General features: G+C 64.9%; 12 protein-coding genes. 7 read left to right on the top strand and 5 right to left on the bottom strand.

Annotated features, from left to right (window positions below; all coding sequences use genetic code 11):
- Positions 1-16: 16 nt before the first annotated feature.
- Entirely contained in the window at positions 17-1114 is a 1098-nt protein-coding gene (locus tag AC1RR3_RS02000) for an LLM class flavin-dependent oxidoreductase (RefSeq protein ID WP_492818819.1), read from the bottom strand.
- A 217-nt stretch (positions 1115-1331) separates the two neighbouring features.
- Between AC1RR3_RS02000 and AC1RR3_RS01995 the strand changes: the two genes are divergently transcribed.
- From AC1RR3_RS01995 to poxB, 3 genes are all read left to right on the top strand, one after another.
- Positions 1332-2246: a 2-dehydro-3-deoxygalactonokinase gene (locus tag AC1RR3_RS01995; RefSeq protein ID WP_492818817.1), complete on the top strand. Its 915-nt coding sequence runs from the start codon at positions 1332-1334 to the stop codon at positions 2244-2246.
- A 13-nt stretch (positions 2247-2259) separates the two neighbouring features.
- Positions 2260-2892: a 2-dehydro-3-deoxy-6-phosphogalactonate aldolase gene (locus AC1RR3_RS01990; RefSeq protein ID WP_492818815.1), complete on the top strand. Its 633-nt coding sequence runs from the start codon at positions 2260-2262 to the stop codon at positions 2890-2892.
- A gap of 80 nt (positions 2893-2972) precedes the next feature.
- The gene (gene poxB, locus AC1RR3_RS01985; RefSeq protein ID WP_492818813.1) at positions 2973-4709 is read left to right on the top strand and encodes a ubiquinone-dependent pyruvate dehydrogenase; all 1737 of its coding nucleotides are present in this window, start codon (positions 2973-2975) and stop codon (positions 4707-4709) included.
- Here the strand turns inward: poxB and AC1RR3_RS01980 are convergent.
- Together AC1RR3_RS01980 and AC1RR3_RS01975 are read right to left on the bottom strand one after the other, a co-directional pair.
- Entirely contained in the window at positions 4706-5071 is a 366-nt protein-coding gene (locus AC1RR3_RS01980) for a hypothetical protein (RefSeq protein WP_492818811.1), read from the bottom strand. The genes poxB and AC1RR3_RS01980 overlap by 4 nt on opposite strands.
- Before the next feature lie 67 nt (positions 5072-5138).
- Positions 5139-6062, bottom strand: coding sequence for a PaaI family thioesterase (locus AC1RR3_RS01975; RefSeq protein ID WP_492818809.1), 924 nt, complete (start codon positions 6060-6062; stop codon positions 5139-5141).
- Between the two features lie 134 nt (positions 6063-6196).
- On the opposite strand from AC1RR3_RS01975, the gene AC1RR3_RS01970 reads away from it, so the two are divergent.
- Together AC1RR3_RS01970 and AC1RR3_RS01965 are read left to right on the top strand one after the other, a co-directional pair.
- A complete protein-coding gene (locus AC1RR3_RS01970; RefSeq protein ID WP_492818807.1) occupies positions 6197-6514 on the top strand; it encodes a hypothetical protein in 318 nt (105 codons plus the stop codon).
- Between the two features lie 183 nt (positions 6515-6697).
- Complete coding sequence (locus AC1RR3_RS01965; RefSeq protein WP_492818805.1) at positions 6698-7921, top strand: LON peptidase substrate-binding domain-containing protein; 1224 nt, start codon at positions 6698-6700, stop codon at positions 7919-7921.
- Between the two features lie 6 nt (positions 7922-7927).
- On the opposite strand, the gene AC1RR3_RS01960 is transcribed toward AC1RR3_RS01965, so the two are convergent.
- The gene (locus tag AC1RR3_RS01960) at positions 7928-9397 is read right to left on the bottom strand and encodes an amidase (protein ID WP_492818803.1); all 1470 of its coding nucleotides are present in this window, start codon (positions 9395-9397) and stop codon (positions 7928-7930) included.
- Between the two features lie 127 nt (positions 9398-9524).
- Complete coding sequence (atzD, locus tag AC1RR3_RS01955) at positions 9525-10631, bottom strand: cyanuric acid amidohydrolase (RefSeq protein ID WP_492818801.1); 1107 nt, start codon at positions 10629-10631, stop codon at positions 9525-9527.
- A gap of 247 nt (positions 10632-10878) precedes the next feature.
- Between atzD and AC1RR3_RS01950 the strand changes: the two genes are divergently transcribed.
- Both AC1RR3_RS01950 and AC1RR3_RS01945 read left to right on the top strand, forming a co-directional pair.
- The gene (locus AC1RR3_RS01950; RefSeq protein ID WP_492818799.1) at positions 10879-13326 is read left to right on the top strand and encodes a methyl-accepting chemotaxis protein; all 2448 of its coding nucleotides are present in this window, start codon (positions 10879-10881) and stop codon (positions 13324-13326) included.
- A gap of 1006 nt (positions 13327-14332) precedes the next feature.
- The gene (locus AC1RR3_RS01945; RefSeq protein ID WP_492818797.1) at positions 14333-16669 is read left to right on the top strand and encodes a Tex family protein; all 2337 of its coding nucleotides are present in this window, start codon (positions 14333-14335) and stop codon (positions 16667-16669) included.
- The last annotated feature ends 302 nt before the right edge of the window (positions 16670-16971 follow it).

Below are 16971 nucleotides of genomic sequence, written 5' to 3'. Positions count from 1 at the left end.
CGCACCCGCGCCTCCGTCAAGCGGCCTTCTTTGCGGAGCCGAGATGCTTCAGGCGCGGCATCACCTCGTTGCTGAGCAGCGAGAGCGAGTGGTGCCAGGCTTCGGCCTTGTGCTTGTAGTCGAAGCCGAACACCAGCAGCACGCCGAAGCCGCCGACCTCGTCGTAGATCTTCTCGATCTTCTCGGCGACGGTCGCGGGCGAACCGACGATCCAGTTCCGCTTGGCGCAATATTCGACCGTGACATCGCTGTCGGGCACGTCGGGTGCGTGCTTGAGATAGTCCTTGAAGCCGAAATGGCCGAGCAGGGGCAGGAAGTACTCGCTCATCATCCGGCCCATCATGTCGCCGGTCGAGAGCTTCCAGGCCTCCTCGTCGGTATCGGCAACGAAGACTTCGCGCACCAGCCGCCAGTCCTGGCGGTTCGGCTTGCGCCCGGTCTTGGCGGCACCGATCTCGACCGAATCCCAGTGGCTGCCGACATAGGCCGGATTGAGGTTGAGGCTCATCGGGATGAAGCCGCGCTCGCCGGCAAGCTTCAGCGTGTCCGAGTTCTTCGACAGCCCCGCAACGCCGATCGGCGGATGCGGCGCCTGCAACGGCTTGATGTGGGGCTTGAGGAAGTCGAACATCGTGTCCGGTTTGGTCACCGTCCAGAACTTGCCCTTGTAGGTCCAGGGCGCAGGGTCGGTCCACATCTTCAGGATGATCTCCAGCGCCTCGCGGGTCATGTCGCGGTTCTGCCCGCTCATGCCGTCGACGTTGAACATCGCCCAGTCGCTCGGCAGGCCGCTAGCCGCGACGCCGAAATTGAGCCGGCCCTCGGAGAGATGGTCGAGCATCGCGACGCGGTTGGCGAGCTCGGCCGGGTGGTGATAGGGCAGCAGGAAGCCGCCCGGCCCGATGCGGATATTCTTGGTCTGCATCAAGGCCTGCGCAATCAGAAGGTCCGGCGTGGGATTGGGTTCCCAGGGCGCGGTGTGGTGCTCGCCGACCCAGGCCTCCTGGTAGCCGAGCTGGTCGAGCCAGCGCATGACCTGCAGGTCCCAGTCGTTCCCTTCCTTCAGGCCGCACTCCGGCGGATGCGAAGGCATCGTGAAATAACCGATCTCCATGGGTTTCCTCTCCACAATTGACGCGTCTTGTTGCGCGGTTCACAGATGTGAGCGGAGACGCTTCAGCAAGCGCTGTGCCAGCAGCCCAGCGCCTTAGCCTTGCGAGAAAACGCTGGTTTGCGGCCACAATAGCCGATATCCCGGGGCGGAGTTTCGAGGCACCGTCTCATTGTCGTGAGACGGCGTCTTGCCGGTGAGACGAAGGATGCGCGCCACGATGACTGAACCCGCCTATGTCGCGGTGGACTGGGGCACCAGCAGCTTTCGGCTCTGGCTGGTTGATCGCGCCGGCCAGGTGCTGGCCGAGCGCCGCAGCGATGAGGGCATGCTGGCCGCGGCCAAGACCGGCTTCGCGGCCGTGCTGCAAGCGCATCTTGCCGCCCTCGAAGCACCCGATCATCTGCCGGTTCTCGTCTGCGGCATGGCCGGCGCCAAGACCGGCTGGGTCGAGGCAGGCTATGTCGACACGCCGGCGCCGCTCTCCGCGATCCTGAGGCAGGCCGTGCGGGTGCCGGGCCAAACACGCGACATCCGCATCCTGCCGGGTATCGCGCAGCGCGACGCCAGGGCGCCGGACGTGATGCGCGGCGAGGAGACGCAATTGCTCGGCGCGCTTGGCCTGGATGCCGCAGGCGAGACGCTGGTGTGCATGCCCGGAACGCATTCGAAATGGGTGCGCGTGAAGGGCGGCGGGGTCGAACATTTTTCCACCTTCATGACCGGCGAGCTCTTCAGCGTGGTCTCGCGCGAGACGATCTTGTCGCTCGCGGTCGCCGGCGCCGATGACGCCGATGACGTCGCGAGCTTCAAGGCTGCCGTCACTGCCGCATACGAGGCACCTGCTTTCGCCGCCAATCTCCTGTTTGGCGCGCGGTCGCGACAGCTCCTGTTCGGCGGCACGCCGTCCGCTGCGCGCGAAAGGCTGTCGGGTACCTTGATCGGCGTCGAACTCGCGGCAGGACTGTCCGGGACGTTACCGAAAGCGGGCGTCACGCTGATTGCGTCGGGACGGCTCGCGATGTTGTACCAGCTTGCCTTCGACGTGCTGTCGGTCGCGGTGACCCCGATCGATGCTGACGAAGCCGTTCGTCGCGGCCTGTCGATGGCGGCGGCCGCGATCTGGGCGAAATAGAAGGACTCCCGAGATGAGCATTCCCTTTCCGCCGATGAAGCGTCCGCTGGTCGCGATCCTGCGCGGCATCAAGCCGGAAGAAGCCGAGGCCATCGTCAGCGTGCTGATCGAGGCCGGCATGACCGCGATCGAGATTCCCCTGAATTCGCCCGACCCGTTCCGCTCCATCGCGACAGCCGTAAAGCTCGCGCCGGCCGGCGTGCTGATCGGCGCCGGCACGGTGCTGGCCACCGCAGATGTCGATCGCCTCAACGACGTCGGCGGCAAGCTGATGGTCTCGCCGAATGTGGATACGCAGGTGCTTACGCGCGCGCATCAATACGCCATGATCACATTGCCGGGCGTGTTCTCGCCGACCGAGGCGCTGCTGGCCGCACGCTCCGGCGCATCGGGCCTGAAATTCTTTCCGGCCAGCGTGCTCGGCGCATCCGGCATCGCCGCGATTCGCGCCGTGCTGCCGGCCGGTGTGATGATCGCCGCCGTCGGCGGCGTGTCCGACCAGAATTTTGCGGAGTACATCAAGGGCGGCGTCACCGCGTTCGGGCTCGGTTCCAGCCTCTACAAGCCCGGCATGTCGGCGGCCGACGTTGCCGCTCGCGCAAAGGTGACGATCGCGGCCTATGATCGGGCGATTGTGAAAGACTGATCAGGCAATAAACAAGCCGTGATGCCGTCACGGTCGCCTTCTATCCTATCTTGCGTGACTTGCGAGATCAGGAGACCGACATGGCGATCAACAACGTGGCCGATCTGTTCGTGGCAACGCTCGAACAGGCCGGCGTCAAGCGCATCTACGGCATCGTCGGCGACAGCCTGAATGCTTTTACGGAGGCGCTGCGTCGCCGCGGCACCATCGAATGGATCCATGTCCGGCATGAGGAGGTTGCGGCGTTCGCAGCCGCCGGTGAGGCCGAGATGACCGGGAGTCTCGCGGTTTGCGCCGGTTCCTGCGGTCCCGGCAATCTGCACCTCATCAACGGCCTGTTCGATGCGCATCGCAGCCGGGTTCCCGTGCTGGCGATCGCGGCGCAGATTCCCTCGGCCGAGATCGGTGGCGGCTATTTCCAGGAAACCCATCCGCAGAATCTTTTCCGCGAATGCAGCCATTATTGCGAGATGGTCTCGGATCCGAGCCAGCTGCCCTACGTGCTGGAGAACGCGATCCGCGCGGCCGTGGGCCTGCGCGGCGTCGCCGTCGTCGCCATGCCCGGCGACGTTGCCTTCCGCAGCCCGCCCAAGCGCGCGCTCTCCACGACGCGCGGGCTTGCGCTTGCTGCCCCGAAGGTCGTGCCGCAGGCCGATGAGCTGAAGGCGCTTGCGGACCTTCTGAACGGCGCCGAGCGCATCACCCTGTTCTGCGGCCGCGGCTGCGCCGGCGCGCATGCGCCGCTGATGCAGCTGGCCGAAGCGCTGAAGAGCCCGATCGTGCACGCGCTCGGCGGCAAGGAGCATGTCGAATACGAGAACCCTTATGATGTCGGCATGACCGGCTTCATCGGCTTCTCCTCGGGCTACGCCGCCATGCACGCCTGCGACGCACTGGTGATGCTGGGCACTGATTTTCCCTACAAGCAGTTCTTCCCTGCTGATGCGAAGATCGCCCAGATCGACATCCGTCCGGAAAATCTTGGCCGCCGCGCCAGGATCGACCTCGGCCTGGTCGGCGACGTCAAGCTCACCATCGAGGCGCTGCTGCCGCTGCTCAAGACAAAGACACAGCGCAAGCATCTGGACGACGCCATCGCGCATTACAAGAAGGCGCGCGAGGGCCTCGACTCGCTCGCCAAGGGCACGCCGGGAGCCAAGCCGATCCATCCGCAATATCTCGCAAAGGTCATCAGCGACCACGCCTCCGACGATGCCGTGTTCACCGCCGATGTCGGCACGCCCACGGTGTGGGCCGCGCGCTATCTCGATATGAACGGCCGCCGCCGGCTGGTCGGCTCCTTCGTGCACGGCTCGATGGCCAATGCGATGCCGCAGGCGATCGGCGCGCAGGCTTCGCAGCCCGGCCGTCAGGTCATCTCACTGTCCGGTGATGGCGGCTTCACCATGCTGATGGGCGATCTGATCACGCTGACGCAGATGAAGCTGCCGGTGAAGGTGGTCGTCTTCAACAACGGCGTGCTCGGCTTCGTCGCGCTGGAGATGAAGGCCGCCGGCTTCGTCGACACCAATGTCGATCTGGAGAATCCGGATTTCGCCGCGATGGCCCGTGCGATGGGGATCTTTGCGAAGCGCGTCGAGGACCCCGGCGAGCTTCCGGGCGCGATGAAGGAGATGCTGGCCCATAACGGGCCGGCGCTGCTCGACGTCGTCACCGCCAAGCAGGAGCTGTCGATGCCGCCGACCATCACGACCGAGCAGGTCAAGGGCTTCAGCCTGTGGGTGCTGCGTGCCGTGATGAGCGGCCGCGGCGACGAGGTCATCGATCTTGCGAAGACCAATCTGCTGTCGCGTTAGCCCCGCTTCGCCGACGGCGCGGGCAGCTGTTCGTGGCGGCGCTGGAAGCGCTGCCAGTGCAGCACGAGGCCGATCAGCAGGGCCGGGACGAAGCCGAGCGCGATCAGCCAGTGCGGCAGTTCTTTCGGCGAGATGAACGCGATGGCGATGTCGGAGATCAGCCAGAGCGCTGCGAACATCACCGCGAAATCGGTGCGCGGGCAGCGCAAATAGTAAAACACGGCGGTGATGATGATGGCGGGCCCGATGGCGATGCCGATCATCACCGCCGTCAGCTCCTTTGGCGTCAGCGCGTCGAGCACCATCGATGCCAGCAGCCAGAGCGCGGCGAACATGGCGACGATGTCGAGCGGATGCCGCAACCCAATACCTCTCGCGGGGAACGCGCTATCGTTGTGACCTGCGCCCCGGCCGTCAAGTAAAATACGCCTACTCCTCGTCGTTTCCAGGCATCTGGCGCAGCATGAAATGGCCGAAGGCGGTGGCGATCGGCTTGTCCGCATCGTCCTGCCAGGCGCGCGCCTCGAAGGCGACGATCCGGCGGCCCTGCTTCACGATCGACACATTGGCAAAGGTATCGAGCGCGCGGCCGGAGCGTAGGTAGTTGACCGTGAGTCCGATCGGCTTGGGCGGTGCGGCGGCGCCGAGCTCGCGCGCCACGCCGATGATCGCCGTGGTCTCGAGGAAGGCACCGGTCATGCCGCCATGGATCGCGGGCAGGATCGGATTGCCGATGATCTTTGGCGAGAACGGCATCGTCAGCGTGCCGTCGTCGTTGACGCGGATGCCGAGACAGCGCGCGAACGGACTGTGCGCGAACGGACCGTCCGGATCATCAGGCGCCTCCAGCATCGGGATGCTGCGCGCATCCATCCTGCGGTCGGCGAGCATGTTGGTGCGGTTGGCGCCGATCATGAAGCAGGCGGTTGCGGTTGCGACCGGATCGTCCTCGGACTCCTGATAGGCGGTGGAGCGCACGAAGGCGATCGAGCGCGTGGTGCGGTAGCAGACCGAATGCGCCTTGATGTCGAGGCCGGGTGTTGCCGGCTTCTGATAGTCGATACGCAGATCCAGGGTTGCGATCGCACTTGTGCCGTCGAGCGCGAGTTGCACCGCCATGCCGCAGCTTTCGTCCAGCATCGCGGTGACGACGCCGCCATGCAGCACGCCGGTCTCGGTGTCGCCGACGAAGACGGGACGATAGGGCAGGCTGGACCACGCTTCGCCGGGGGCGAAGCGGTCGAGCTGGAGCCCGCTGATATGGCCGTAGTCGGAACGGCGGCCCTTGATGGCCTCGGCGAGTTCCTCGAACGGGAGCGTGGCAGGTAGGCTGGTCGTCGATGAGCTGGACATGGCGATGTTCTAGACCAGTGCCGGGCGCCGCGCAAAACCCCGAATGGGCTTGGCGGGACGGTTTAACCTCGACAGGGCGGTCCGAAGCAACGATGGTGGGCGCTTCGTCCGTCCAATGCCCGCAAGGAGCGCCCATGACCGACCCTGAAACACCCGCGACCGGCCAGGGGCCCGTCATCATTTCGAGCTCCAGCTCCGAGCGGGCGCCGATCATCTATTTCGACGGCGCATCCTGCTTCGGCCATCACAACGGCGCGATCCAGATCGAGCTTGCCGCGAACCTGCTGATGCCGGTCGGCGCCGCCGTCCGGGTCGACGTGGTCCAGACTGCGCACTTGCGCTGTAGCGTGGCCGCGGCGCTTGCCTTGCGCGAAGCGCTCGACAAGGCGCTCGCGATGTACAAGCAGGGGCAGCAGCAGCCGGCCGAGGAGATCCCGACGGTGAAGAATTGAGATCCCGATTGACAGCCAACTGTCTTTGCGCCAATTTTTGTGCAGGTTGATACGACCTGCCGGTTGCCCCCTCCGTGGAATGGTGAACGTATCGAGCCCTTGATCGGCCCCCTTTGCCCGAGCGACCGGGTCAGCAACGCAACCACCTGACACTCCTGGATCGCTCATGCAGAGGACGAACCGATGCGCGATTTTCGCGATGCCAAGGCTATGGCGCAGACGCTGCGCCAATCCCTGACCACCAAGGATGTCACCATCAGCCACAGCGAGAGCCTGGAGCTGGTGTCGAAAATGCTGGGGGTTGCCGACTGGAACACATTGTCGGCGCTGCTTCAAAGCGAGCGCCGCGGCACGGTTGCGCCGATTGCGCAGATCAAAACGACAACGGCGTTCTATCCAGCCATTCCCTTGCGCGATCTCGTTCCATTTCCGAACGCGACCTACCCGCTGTTCGTGGGCCGCGAGAGGACCGTTCGGGCCTTGAACCAGGCCTTTGAAGGTGGGCGGGAGATCGTGGTGGCGATCCAGCGGGAGGCGGCCGTCGATGATCCCCGATTTTCCGATGTTTACGAGATCGGCATATTGTCCCAGCTGCTTGAGCTCGAAACGCTCCGCGATGGCACACTCAGGGTGCTGACCCGAGGTCTCCGGCGTGTCGCGCTACGCAGCTTTGCTGCTGAATCGGTCGCCTATCAGGCCGAGGTCGCTGACGTCGCCGAGGGAGCCACCCGCGATGCGCGGGATCTGATCAGAAGGATCTATCAGCGTTTCGAGGACTACACGGCGGCTCACGGAATCCTGGTGCCGGACATCTGGCTGTTCTTCGACCAGACCCGTGATCCCGGGCAGATTGCCGACACTGTCGCGACGCGGATGAAGTTGCCTATCAAGGACAAGTACGAGTTATTGGCAATGCTCGATCCCATGAAACGGCTCGAGCGGATCGAGGCGCTCCTCGACCAGTCGCAACGGCCGGTCTCGGTAGATTACGCGGCCACGAAACGGCGGGCGCTTGATCATGCTGACCGGCGCCGCCATCAATACGCGACGCTTGAGCATTTGCTGCTTGCTCTGACCGAGGATGCGAACGCGTCCGCCGTCATGCGCGACTGCGACGCCAATCTCGGCAAGCTGACGCAAAGCCTCGTGCAATATCTCGACAACGAACTCAAGCACACGGTGATCGAGACCGGAAGTGCCGAGCCCACGGCTGCGTTCAAGCGTGTCGATCAGCGCGCCGCGTTCCTTGCCCAGGAGGTTGGATATCCTGAAGTCACCGGCGTTAATGCGCTCGTTGCCTTGTTTGCAGAAACACGAAGTCCAGCGGCACGTCTGCTCGCAGAGCATGGCGTCTCGCGCGGGCGTGCTGACAAGGCGATCGGGCGCGGCGTTGGCAAAAGCGGTTAGTCGAGCCTAGCTCACATGCACCTTCGGCTTCTTCCCGCCGTTCCATTTGCCGTCGAGCGCGCGCTCGATCTGGGCGGCGAGTTGCAGGAGCAGGCCGTCATTGGCCTGCTTGGCGATGGCCTGGATGCCGAGCGGCAGGCCGTGGTCCTGCGCTGCCATCGGCATCGAGATCGCGGGCATGCCGCAGAGATTGGCGAGCGGCGTGAAGGCGAAGAAGCGCCAGAGATTGCCGAACCAGTCGAGCACATCAGGATTGTCGGAGATGGTGAGATATTCCTTCGTGCCGACCTTGGGTGTCGGCAGCGCGGTGATCGGCGTCAAGATCACGTCCCACTGCTCGAAGAACGCGCCGAAGCCGCGTGACGTCGTGTTAAATACGCCTTGCATCTTTGCACGCTCGGCAAAAGTCGTGTGGCGGCCGGCTTCCCAGATCCTGATGTTCATCGGCTCGATCAGGTCTTCCGGTGGCTTTTCCAGTCCGCGCGCGGCCAGCATGTTGGAGATCACCACGGCGAAGTTCGAGATGTAGCACATCGTCTGCGCGGCGAACGCGGCGCGGAAGTCGAGCTCGGGCAGCGCATAGTCGACGTGATGGCCGAGGCCTTCGAGGAAACGGCCGGTCTTCTCCAGCTCGGCGGCGATCTCCGGCGTCGCGGTGTAGTCGCCCCAGCTGTGCGACAGCGCGATGCGGAGCTTGCCTGGATCGCGCTTGATCATCTCCGAATAGGGCTGCGCCGTGGTCCAGAACGGCATGAACTCGCCGGGCGCCGGTCCCCTTGCGTGATCGACGAAGGCGGCGGTGTCGCGCACCGAGCGCGACTGGCAGCCCTGGATCGAGACGAGGCCGGTGAGGTCGGACATGTGCGGCGCCAGCGAGAACACGCCGCGCGAGACCTTCAGCCCGATATTGCCGTTGACCCCGGCGGGAATGCGGATCGAGCCGCCGCCGTCGGTCGCATGCGCGATCGGCATCACGCCGGCGGCAACCATCGCGGCGCTGCCAGCGGACGAGCCGCAGGTGGTGTAGTCGGTGTTCCAGGGATTGCGCGTGACATAGACGGCCGGATTGTCGGCCGAGCTGCACACGCCGAATTCCGGCGTCGTGGTGCGTCCGATCAGGTTGAGCCCGGCCTGGCGGAGCTTTCCGGTCAGGAACGTGTCGGCCGCGGCGCGATTGCCGCGCATCAGCAGCGAGCCCATCTCCTGGAGCCGGCCCTTCATGGTCGGTCCCAAATCCTTCATCAGGAAGGGCAGGCCGGCGAACGGACCGGCGAGGTTGGCGCCGTCCCTGGCAGGATCGGCGATCACGTCCTCGAACAGCTCGACCACGCCCGACAGCGCCGGATTGACCTTGGCCACGGCAGCGCTGGCCTGGCGCGCCAACTCCTTGGGCGTCAGCTCGCCCTTGCGGACGCGCGCCGCGAGGCCAACGCCATCGTGTTGCGTCCATTCATTCCAGCTCATCGGCAAAGTCATGAAGTCAAAATCCCCTCAAGGTGTGGCGTCACCTTTTTCGCAAGGGCCGGCGTGAATCAACTGAGCCGGCGCGAGGGGCAGGGTTGCGCCGGGCGGAGAGGTCGCACGATCCGGGATGTCGGGCTTATCAATCCGACAGTCGCGCAATCACCGCAACCGGTCCGCCGCCGGCCGGGCCCTGATGCTCGGCGCCGCCGGACACGTAGACCGCGCCGGTGCCGGCAAGGCCCGCGATCAGGCCACCGACCGCCGCGCGGGCGTGGCGCGTCGAGCTGATGTCGGTGTCCTCCAGCATGGTGTGGCGGAAACCGCGCACATTGCCGTTTGGTGAAGCCTCGGCCTTGGCGAAAATGTTGACGAGCTTGCGGCCCGGCTGCGGCGTCGTGCCAAGCCCAACGCTCGTCAACGCCGACATCACCGCCGCGGAATCGATCGCATCGTTCATCACCGCATGCCCGATCTCGAATTCGCTCGCTGACGAAGCCGAATTGCCGAGCACGATGACGACATTATGCATCAGCTCGATCCCGGACGAGGTCGACGCCACCTTCGAGAACAGATCGTAGCGCCGCAGCACGTCCTCGTCGCCGAGGTCGGGGCCGATCTCGCCGAGCGCGACCGCAACCCCGAGCGCGGAAGCCCCGCGCGAATAGGCCATCGAGCTGTAAGCGCTGGTCGTGGCCGTCTTGTTGCCGCGCGCGACTGCCGCCTCGACGCGGTCGCTGGTGAGCAGCGGGCATTTGATCTGCACGAAATGGACGTCGGCGGGATCGGTGATGCCTGCATCTTCCATCGCGGCTCTCACGGCCTTGGCCGTCTCCATGATCTGCGCGGAGCGGCCGAGCTCTTCGGGCAGGAAATCCCGGGTGTGCGCCATGCCGATGCCCAGTCGCTTGCCGGACATGCCTGCCGGTCGCTGCGGGACGTCCAGGCGCGTGAACACCGTAATATGCGGGCTGAGCACGCCTTCGGTGCCGCCGGACATCACGAAGGCGATGCGCTGCTCGACTGCTTCCGGTGAAAGGCCGAGCTTGGGCGCCAGCGCCGTGCACAGCGCGGCGACGGCATATTCCCGCGTGAAATCGTTGACGCCGCCATTGCCCTCGGTCTTGCCGAGGATCGCCAATATCGATGCCGGATCGATCGCGCCGGAAACGATCATGGCCATGAGGCCGGACACGTCGCCGGGTCCCCTGGTGGCAATCCTGACGACGCCGACGGATGAGGTACGCATTTCAGTCCCCGCTTGCCCCCGCGATCAAGCTCGCGCGTGACGGTCCAGGCTCATCCTCGCCCGATCCGGAAAAGTGCGGAGATTCGCTGCGTCCACGCACGGTTTTCGGCAACGCATTGATCTGGATCAATCGGGATGGACCGTACTCGTCCGGGTTCCAATGTTCAAGGCGGGTTAAGCAGACGCAAAGGATAGTCCGGCGCACCGTGAAATTGCAGGCGCACCGCATTTTCCCAAGGATATCGATATGCGCAAGAATCTTCCCGTCACCGACAAGGAATACGAGATCGGTGAAGACGTCTTCATCGTGTCGAAGACCGACGTCAAGGGACGACTGACCTATTTCAACGAGCAGTTCGTTGTGGCCTCGGGCTTCACGGAAGATGAACTACGGATGCAGCCGCACAACATCGTGCGCCATCCCGACATGCCGCCGGAGGCCTTCGAGGATCTCTGGAGCACCATCAAGGCGGGAAAGCCATGGGCCGGTGCGGTGAAGAACCGCCGCAAGAACGGCGACTATTACTGGGTCATGGCGAGCGCGACGCCGATCTGGGAAGGCGGCAGGATCAACGGCTACATGTCGATCCGCTCCAGGCTTCCGGTCGAGCAGCGCCGGGACGCCGAGCGCATCTACGCCCTGTACCGGGCGGGCAAGGCGCAAGGCTATCGTCTTCAAGCCGGAGTTGTCCGGCGCCGCTCGTTGTTCGACGTCCTCAAGGTCTTCAGCGGCACGCTGAAGGCGCGACTCGCGAGCCTCGTTGCCCTTCAATCGGTCTTCCTGGTCGTGATGGGCCTGGTCGGCCTGATGGCCGCCTATGACAGCAACAAGCGGTTGACGACCATCTACGAGGATCGAGCCGTCCCGCTCGCCCAGCTGTTCGAGATCAACGACCGCATGAAGGAAGCTTCCATCATGCTCTACCAGGCCGCGGTCGACGGCCGTGCGGGCAGGCCGGTGGCCGAGGTCGAAGGCAGGGTCCGCAAGAATTCCGAGGCGATCAACAAGGTATGGGCCGAGTATATCGCGACCTACCTCACTCCCGAGGAGAAAATTGCCGCGCAGGCATTCACCGAAAGACGCAAGGACTACCGCGACGTCGGCATCGACGCGGGTCTGCCGTTGCTCGCGGCCGGGAAATTCGACGAGCTGGCGACCCTCCAGGCCGGAAAGACCAGTGAGCTGTTCGCGCGCGCCAAGGCCGAGCTGGACAAGCTCGTCGCCATCCAGATCGACGTGGCGAAGTCCGAATATGACGCCGCCGAGCGCGGCTATCGCTTGATGCTCGGGGTGGCGCTCGGTCTCGTCGTGCTGGCGCTGGTCGCCTGCGCCTGGGGCGGCCTGCGCGCGATGCGGGCAATCACCGCGCCGCTGAAGCAGCTCAACGCGACCATGGACGGCATCGCGCAGGGCAAGTTCAACAATCGCATCGAGATCCAGCGCGACGACGAACTCGGCGCGGCGCTACGCAACATCCAGGCGATGCAGGCCAAGCTCGGCTTCGAACTCGTGGAGCGGATCGACCGGGCCAGGCTCGCCGATCAGGAGAAGTTCGGCGCCCTCAACGAAATGGCCAACACGGTCGAACGCGAGACGCTCGCGGCCGTCGATGCCGTCTCGGGGCAGATGGAGAAGATGGCCGAAAGCGCCGCGCTCATGAACGACAGTGCCGGCACGGTCAGGTCCAACAGCAGCAACGTCGCCGCAGCGGCCGAGCAGTCGCTTGCCAACGCACAGACCTTGAGCCAGGCCGCATCCCAGTTGAACGGCTCGATCGCCGAGATCGCCAAGCAGATCAGCTCGTCCCGCAGGCTGACGACCGACGCGGTCGAGAGTTCGGCCAAGGCCCAGACGTTGGTCGGAGCACTGTCGGATGCCGCGCACCGGGTCGGATCCGTCACCAGCCTGATCAGCGAAATCGCGGAGCAGACCAATCTGCTCGCCCTCAACGCCACGATCGAGGCGGCGCGGGCGGGAGAGGCCGGCCGGGGCTTTGCCGTCGTCGCCTCGGAGGTGAAGTCGCTCGCGGAGCAGACCACGAAAGCGACCAGCGAGATCGCGCAGCAGATCACCGAGATCCAGAACGTGACGCGCGATTCCGCGGATTCCATCGCGGCCATCGGCGAGGTCATCCGCGGCGTCGATGCGGTGTCCGCCGAGATCTCGGTGTCCATGGACAAGCAGAGCCAGATGACCGCCGAGATTTCGCGTACCGTGGCGGAGTCTTCGGAAGCCGCGCGCGAAGTGGCGTCACAGATCGTCGGTGTGTCCAGCGAGGCGGCAGAAACGGGGCGCAGGGCCTCGGAGATATCGCAAGGATCACTCGAAATTGCCGGCAAGATGGGCGACCTCAGGGAGACGCTGGTGCGGGTGGTCCGGACCTCGACGTCCGAGGTCAACCGGAGAATTGCCGGCCGCGCGCAGCTGGATCGCAGCGGCACCGTCGAGGCGGGCGGCCAGGTGCATCGGGTCCACGTCCGCGATCTCTCCGAGAGCGGCGCCGTTCTCGTCGAAGACGTTTCCGGCATCGATCTCCACCAGAACGTCGTCGTCGCCATCGATGACCTTCCCGCGCGGCTGAAAGGCGTCGTGGTCCGCAAGAACGATCGTGGCACGCTGGTGCGATTCGAGCTCGACGAAGCCGCCAACGAATTGATCCGCAGCGTCATGGGCACACGGCGCGCCGCGGCCTGAGGGATCGCGGGGACGGCGAAGGGCGGATTTGTCCCCTCGTCGGACGTGACGTCGTAGCCCTGCATTGCCCGGCGGGCAAAACACCCGCGACGGCTGTCAAGCCGCTTTGACAAAAATATTCCACTTTACCGAAATTCGGAAAGGGCGTATGTGTCGCCCATCCCGGCTCATCCTTGAGGGGCGATCGTACGTCGTCACGATATGCGAGCCGGGCTTGCGGTGGACGCGGCAGCGTCGTGCGCGAGAGGTGCGGGCAGGGCGGGTAGTCCCTGTGAGCCCGAAACCGCGTGCGGACGAGCGACGCTGAAAGCGTACGGCAAAACCGTGTGGTCCTGGCCGTCGTTGCTACGGTCAAGCTTTCGCGGAGGTGTGTGCGAGCCCAACCGGGCGGACAGCATCGTCAATTCGCGGAAGCGAGGGAGGCCAGAAGGAAAGTTCGGCTCCCGGGAGAGCACGGCATAAGCCGTCCGACCATCGCGCAGGGAAGGCCGAGTGATTGGCACCACCTGTATGCTGCTGTGCGGTTCTTCCTGCGTGTGCGTTTCGCGCAGCGGACCGCGGGTGCGAGGTCAGCACCCGGTCTTCCCTGCGCCCTCTTGGACAAGAGGGTGGAGAGACGAAGCAAAACTCGGGCGAAATCAGCCGCGAGGGCGCGAAGCTGTGTCTGCGATTCGAAATGCAAGCCAAAAGAGCGGCGTTTCCGCCTCATACTCCGTCATTGCGAGCGCAGCGAAGCAATCCAGACTGCCGCCGTGGAACGACTCTGGATTGCTTCGCTGCGCTCGCAATGACGATCCTGGAGGCACCGGTGCATCACACGCCAATCTCGTGCTTCGGACCCCGCGCATCCCCACGATTGTGGCGAGAACGCATCGGTTCAACAAAAAATCCTCTGTCGACGGTTGCGCGCCGCACCTTGATGAATCAACCTCGGTTGGTCCATAAGCGGCGTCCCGCTGCCGGTGGTTCGCCGCCGCGTCGCGTGCTTGGATAGAGGGATTCTCGCGTGGCAAATATCAACCAGAAAATTGCGCTGGAGCTTGGGGTACGGGCGGAGCAGGTCGAGGCGACGGTGGCGCTGCTCGACGGTGGCGCCACGGTTCCCTTCATCGCCCGCTACCGCAAGGAAGCGACCGGTGCGCTCGACGACGCGCAATTGCGCACCCTGGAGGAGCGCCTGGGCTATCTGCGCGAGCTCGAAGACCGCCGCAAGGCCATCCTCGAATCGGTCCGCGAGCAGGGCAAGCTCGATGCCGCGCTCGAAGCCACGATCATGGCCGCCGACAGCAAGGCGCGCCTGGAAGACATCTATCTGCCGTTCAAGCCGAAGCGCCGCACCAAGGCGGAAGTTGCCAAGGAAGCCGGCCTCGAGCCGCTCGCCAACCAGCTGATGGCGGAGCCCGGCAACGACCCCAAGGTCGTGGCAGAAAGCTATGTCAACGCCGAGAAGGGCGTTGCGGATGCTGCCGCCGCACTCGACGGCGCCCGCGCCATCCTGGTCGAACGCTTCGATGAGGACGCGGATTTGATTGGCGCGTTGCGCGAGGAGATGTGGACCAATGCGCGCATGGCCTCCAAGGTGCGGGACGGCAAGAAGACCGAAGGCGAGAAGTTCGCCGACTATTTCGAGTTCTCCGAGCCGCTGACAAAACTGCCGTCGCATAGAATCTTGGCGATGTTCCGCGGCGAGAAGGAAGAAATCCTCGATCTCCAGATCCAGGCCGAGGCCGAAGCGCCGCCACCGGGCGTGCCGAGCGCCTATGAGCTGAAGATCATGAAGCGGTTCGGCATCGCCGACCTCAAGCGCGCCGGCGACCGCTGGCTGGTCGACACCGTGCGCTGGGCCTGGCGCACCAAGATCCAGGTGCATCTCAACATCGACTTGCGGATGCGTCTCTGGAATGCGGCCGAGACCGAAGCCGTGCGCGTGTTCGCCTCGAACCTGCGCGACCTGCTGCTGGCGGCGCCCGCCGGCACCCGCGCCACCATGGGGCTCGATCCCGGCTACCGCACCGGCGTCAAGGTCGCCGTGACCGATGCGACCGGCAAGGTGGTCGATACCGCCGTGATCTATCCGCACGAGCCGCAGCGGCAGTGGAACGAGGCGCTCGCGATCCTCGGCAAGCTCGCGCTGAAGCATCGTGTCGAGCTGATCGCGATCGGCAACGGCACCGCCTCGCGCGAGACTGACAAGCTCGCGGGCGAGTTGGTCAAGGGCTTGCCCGACTTGAAGATGAACAAGATCGTGGTGTCGGAAGCCGGCGCGTCGGTCTATTCGGCCTCGGCCTTTGCCTCGGAGGAACTGCCCGGTCTCGACGTCACCTTGCGCGGCGCGGTCTCGATCGCGCGGCGGCTCCAGGATCCGCTCGCCGAGCTCGTCAAGATCGAGCCCAAGGCGATCGGTGTCGGCCAGTACCAGCACGATCTCGGCCAGGCCAAGCTCGCCAAATCGCTCGATGCCGTGGTCGAAGACTGCGTGAACGCGGTCGGCGTCGACGTCAACACCGCTTCCGCACCGCTTCTCGCGCGCGTGTCGGGCGTCGGCTCGGGTCTTGCCCAGAGCATCGTCGCGCATCGCGACGCCAACGGCCCGTTCAAGTCGCGCAAGGCGCTCAAGGAGGTGCCGCGGCTCGGCCCGAAGGCGTTCGAGCAGTGCGCGGGCTTTTTGCGCATCCTCGGCGGCGAGGACCCGCTCGACGCCTCCGGCGTGCATCCGGAAGCCTATCCTGTGGTGCGGCGGATTCTCAGCGCCACCAAGAGCGACATCAAGGCGCTGATCGGCAGCAGCGAGATCGTGCGCACGCTGAAGCCGAAGGATTTCGTCGACGAGACCTTCGGTCTGCCGACCGTCACCGACATTTTGAAAGAGTTGGAAAAGCCGGGCCGCGACCCGCGTCCGGCGTTCAAGGCCGCCGTGTTCAAGGAAGGCGTCGAGGAGATCAAGCATCTCCAGAAAGGCATGATCCTCGAGGGCACCGTGACCAACGTCGCCGCCTTCGGTGCCTTCGTGGACATCGGTGTGCACCAGGACGGGCTCGTCCACATCTCCGCGATGTCCAAGACCTACATCAAGGATCCGCGCGAGGTGGTGAAGCCCGGCGACATCGTCAAGGTCAAGGTGCTGGACTTCGAGGTCGCCCGCAAGCGCATCTCGCTGACGCTGCGCCTCGACGACGAGGTCGGCGCCAAGAAGGACGCCCCCGGCATGCAGCGTGACAACAGCCAGCGCAGCCAGGCCCGCATGACGTCTTCGGCGCCGCGCAAGCAGGAATCTTCCGGCGGCGGTGCGCTGGCCGAAGCGCTGCGCCGCGCAGCCGAGAAGAACAACGGCAAGCGGGCGTGATACCTTAACCTCTCTCCGGCCCCTCTGCGGGGAGAGGTCGGAATTCGCGCGAAGCGCGGATTCCGGGTGAGGGGCAACGCTTCCGCGGATCGCGCTGGTTGGCGCATGGAGGGCTCCATCCACGTCATTGCGAGCGCAGCGAAGCAATCCAGACTGCCTCCACCGAGACAGTCTGGATTGCTTCGTCGCAAGGGCTCCTCGCAATGACGTGGGGAGAGCGATGTCTCCCTAACACCCGCGTCAGAATCTGGCGCATTTGTAAGTTGAAGGAGGGAGCCCGTTCTCCTCATCTGATCGTCCTC

This window comes from Bradyrhizobium sp. GW821-FHT13H05 (genome assembly GCF_058804065.1).
The sequence above is the reverse complement of the archived record's forward strand: the minus strand, read 5'-3'. Positions and strand labels throughout refer to the sequence as shown.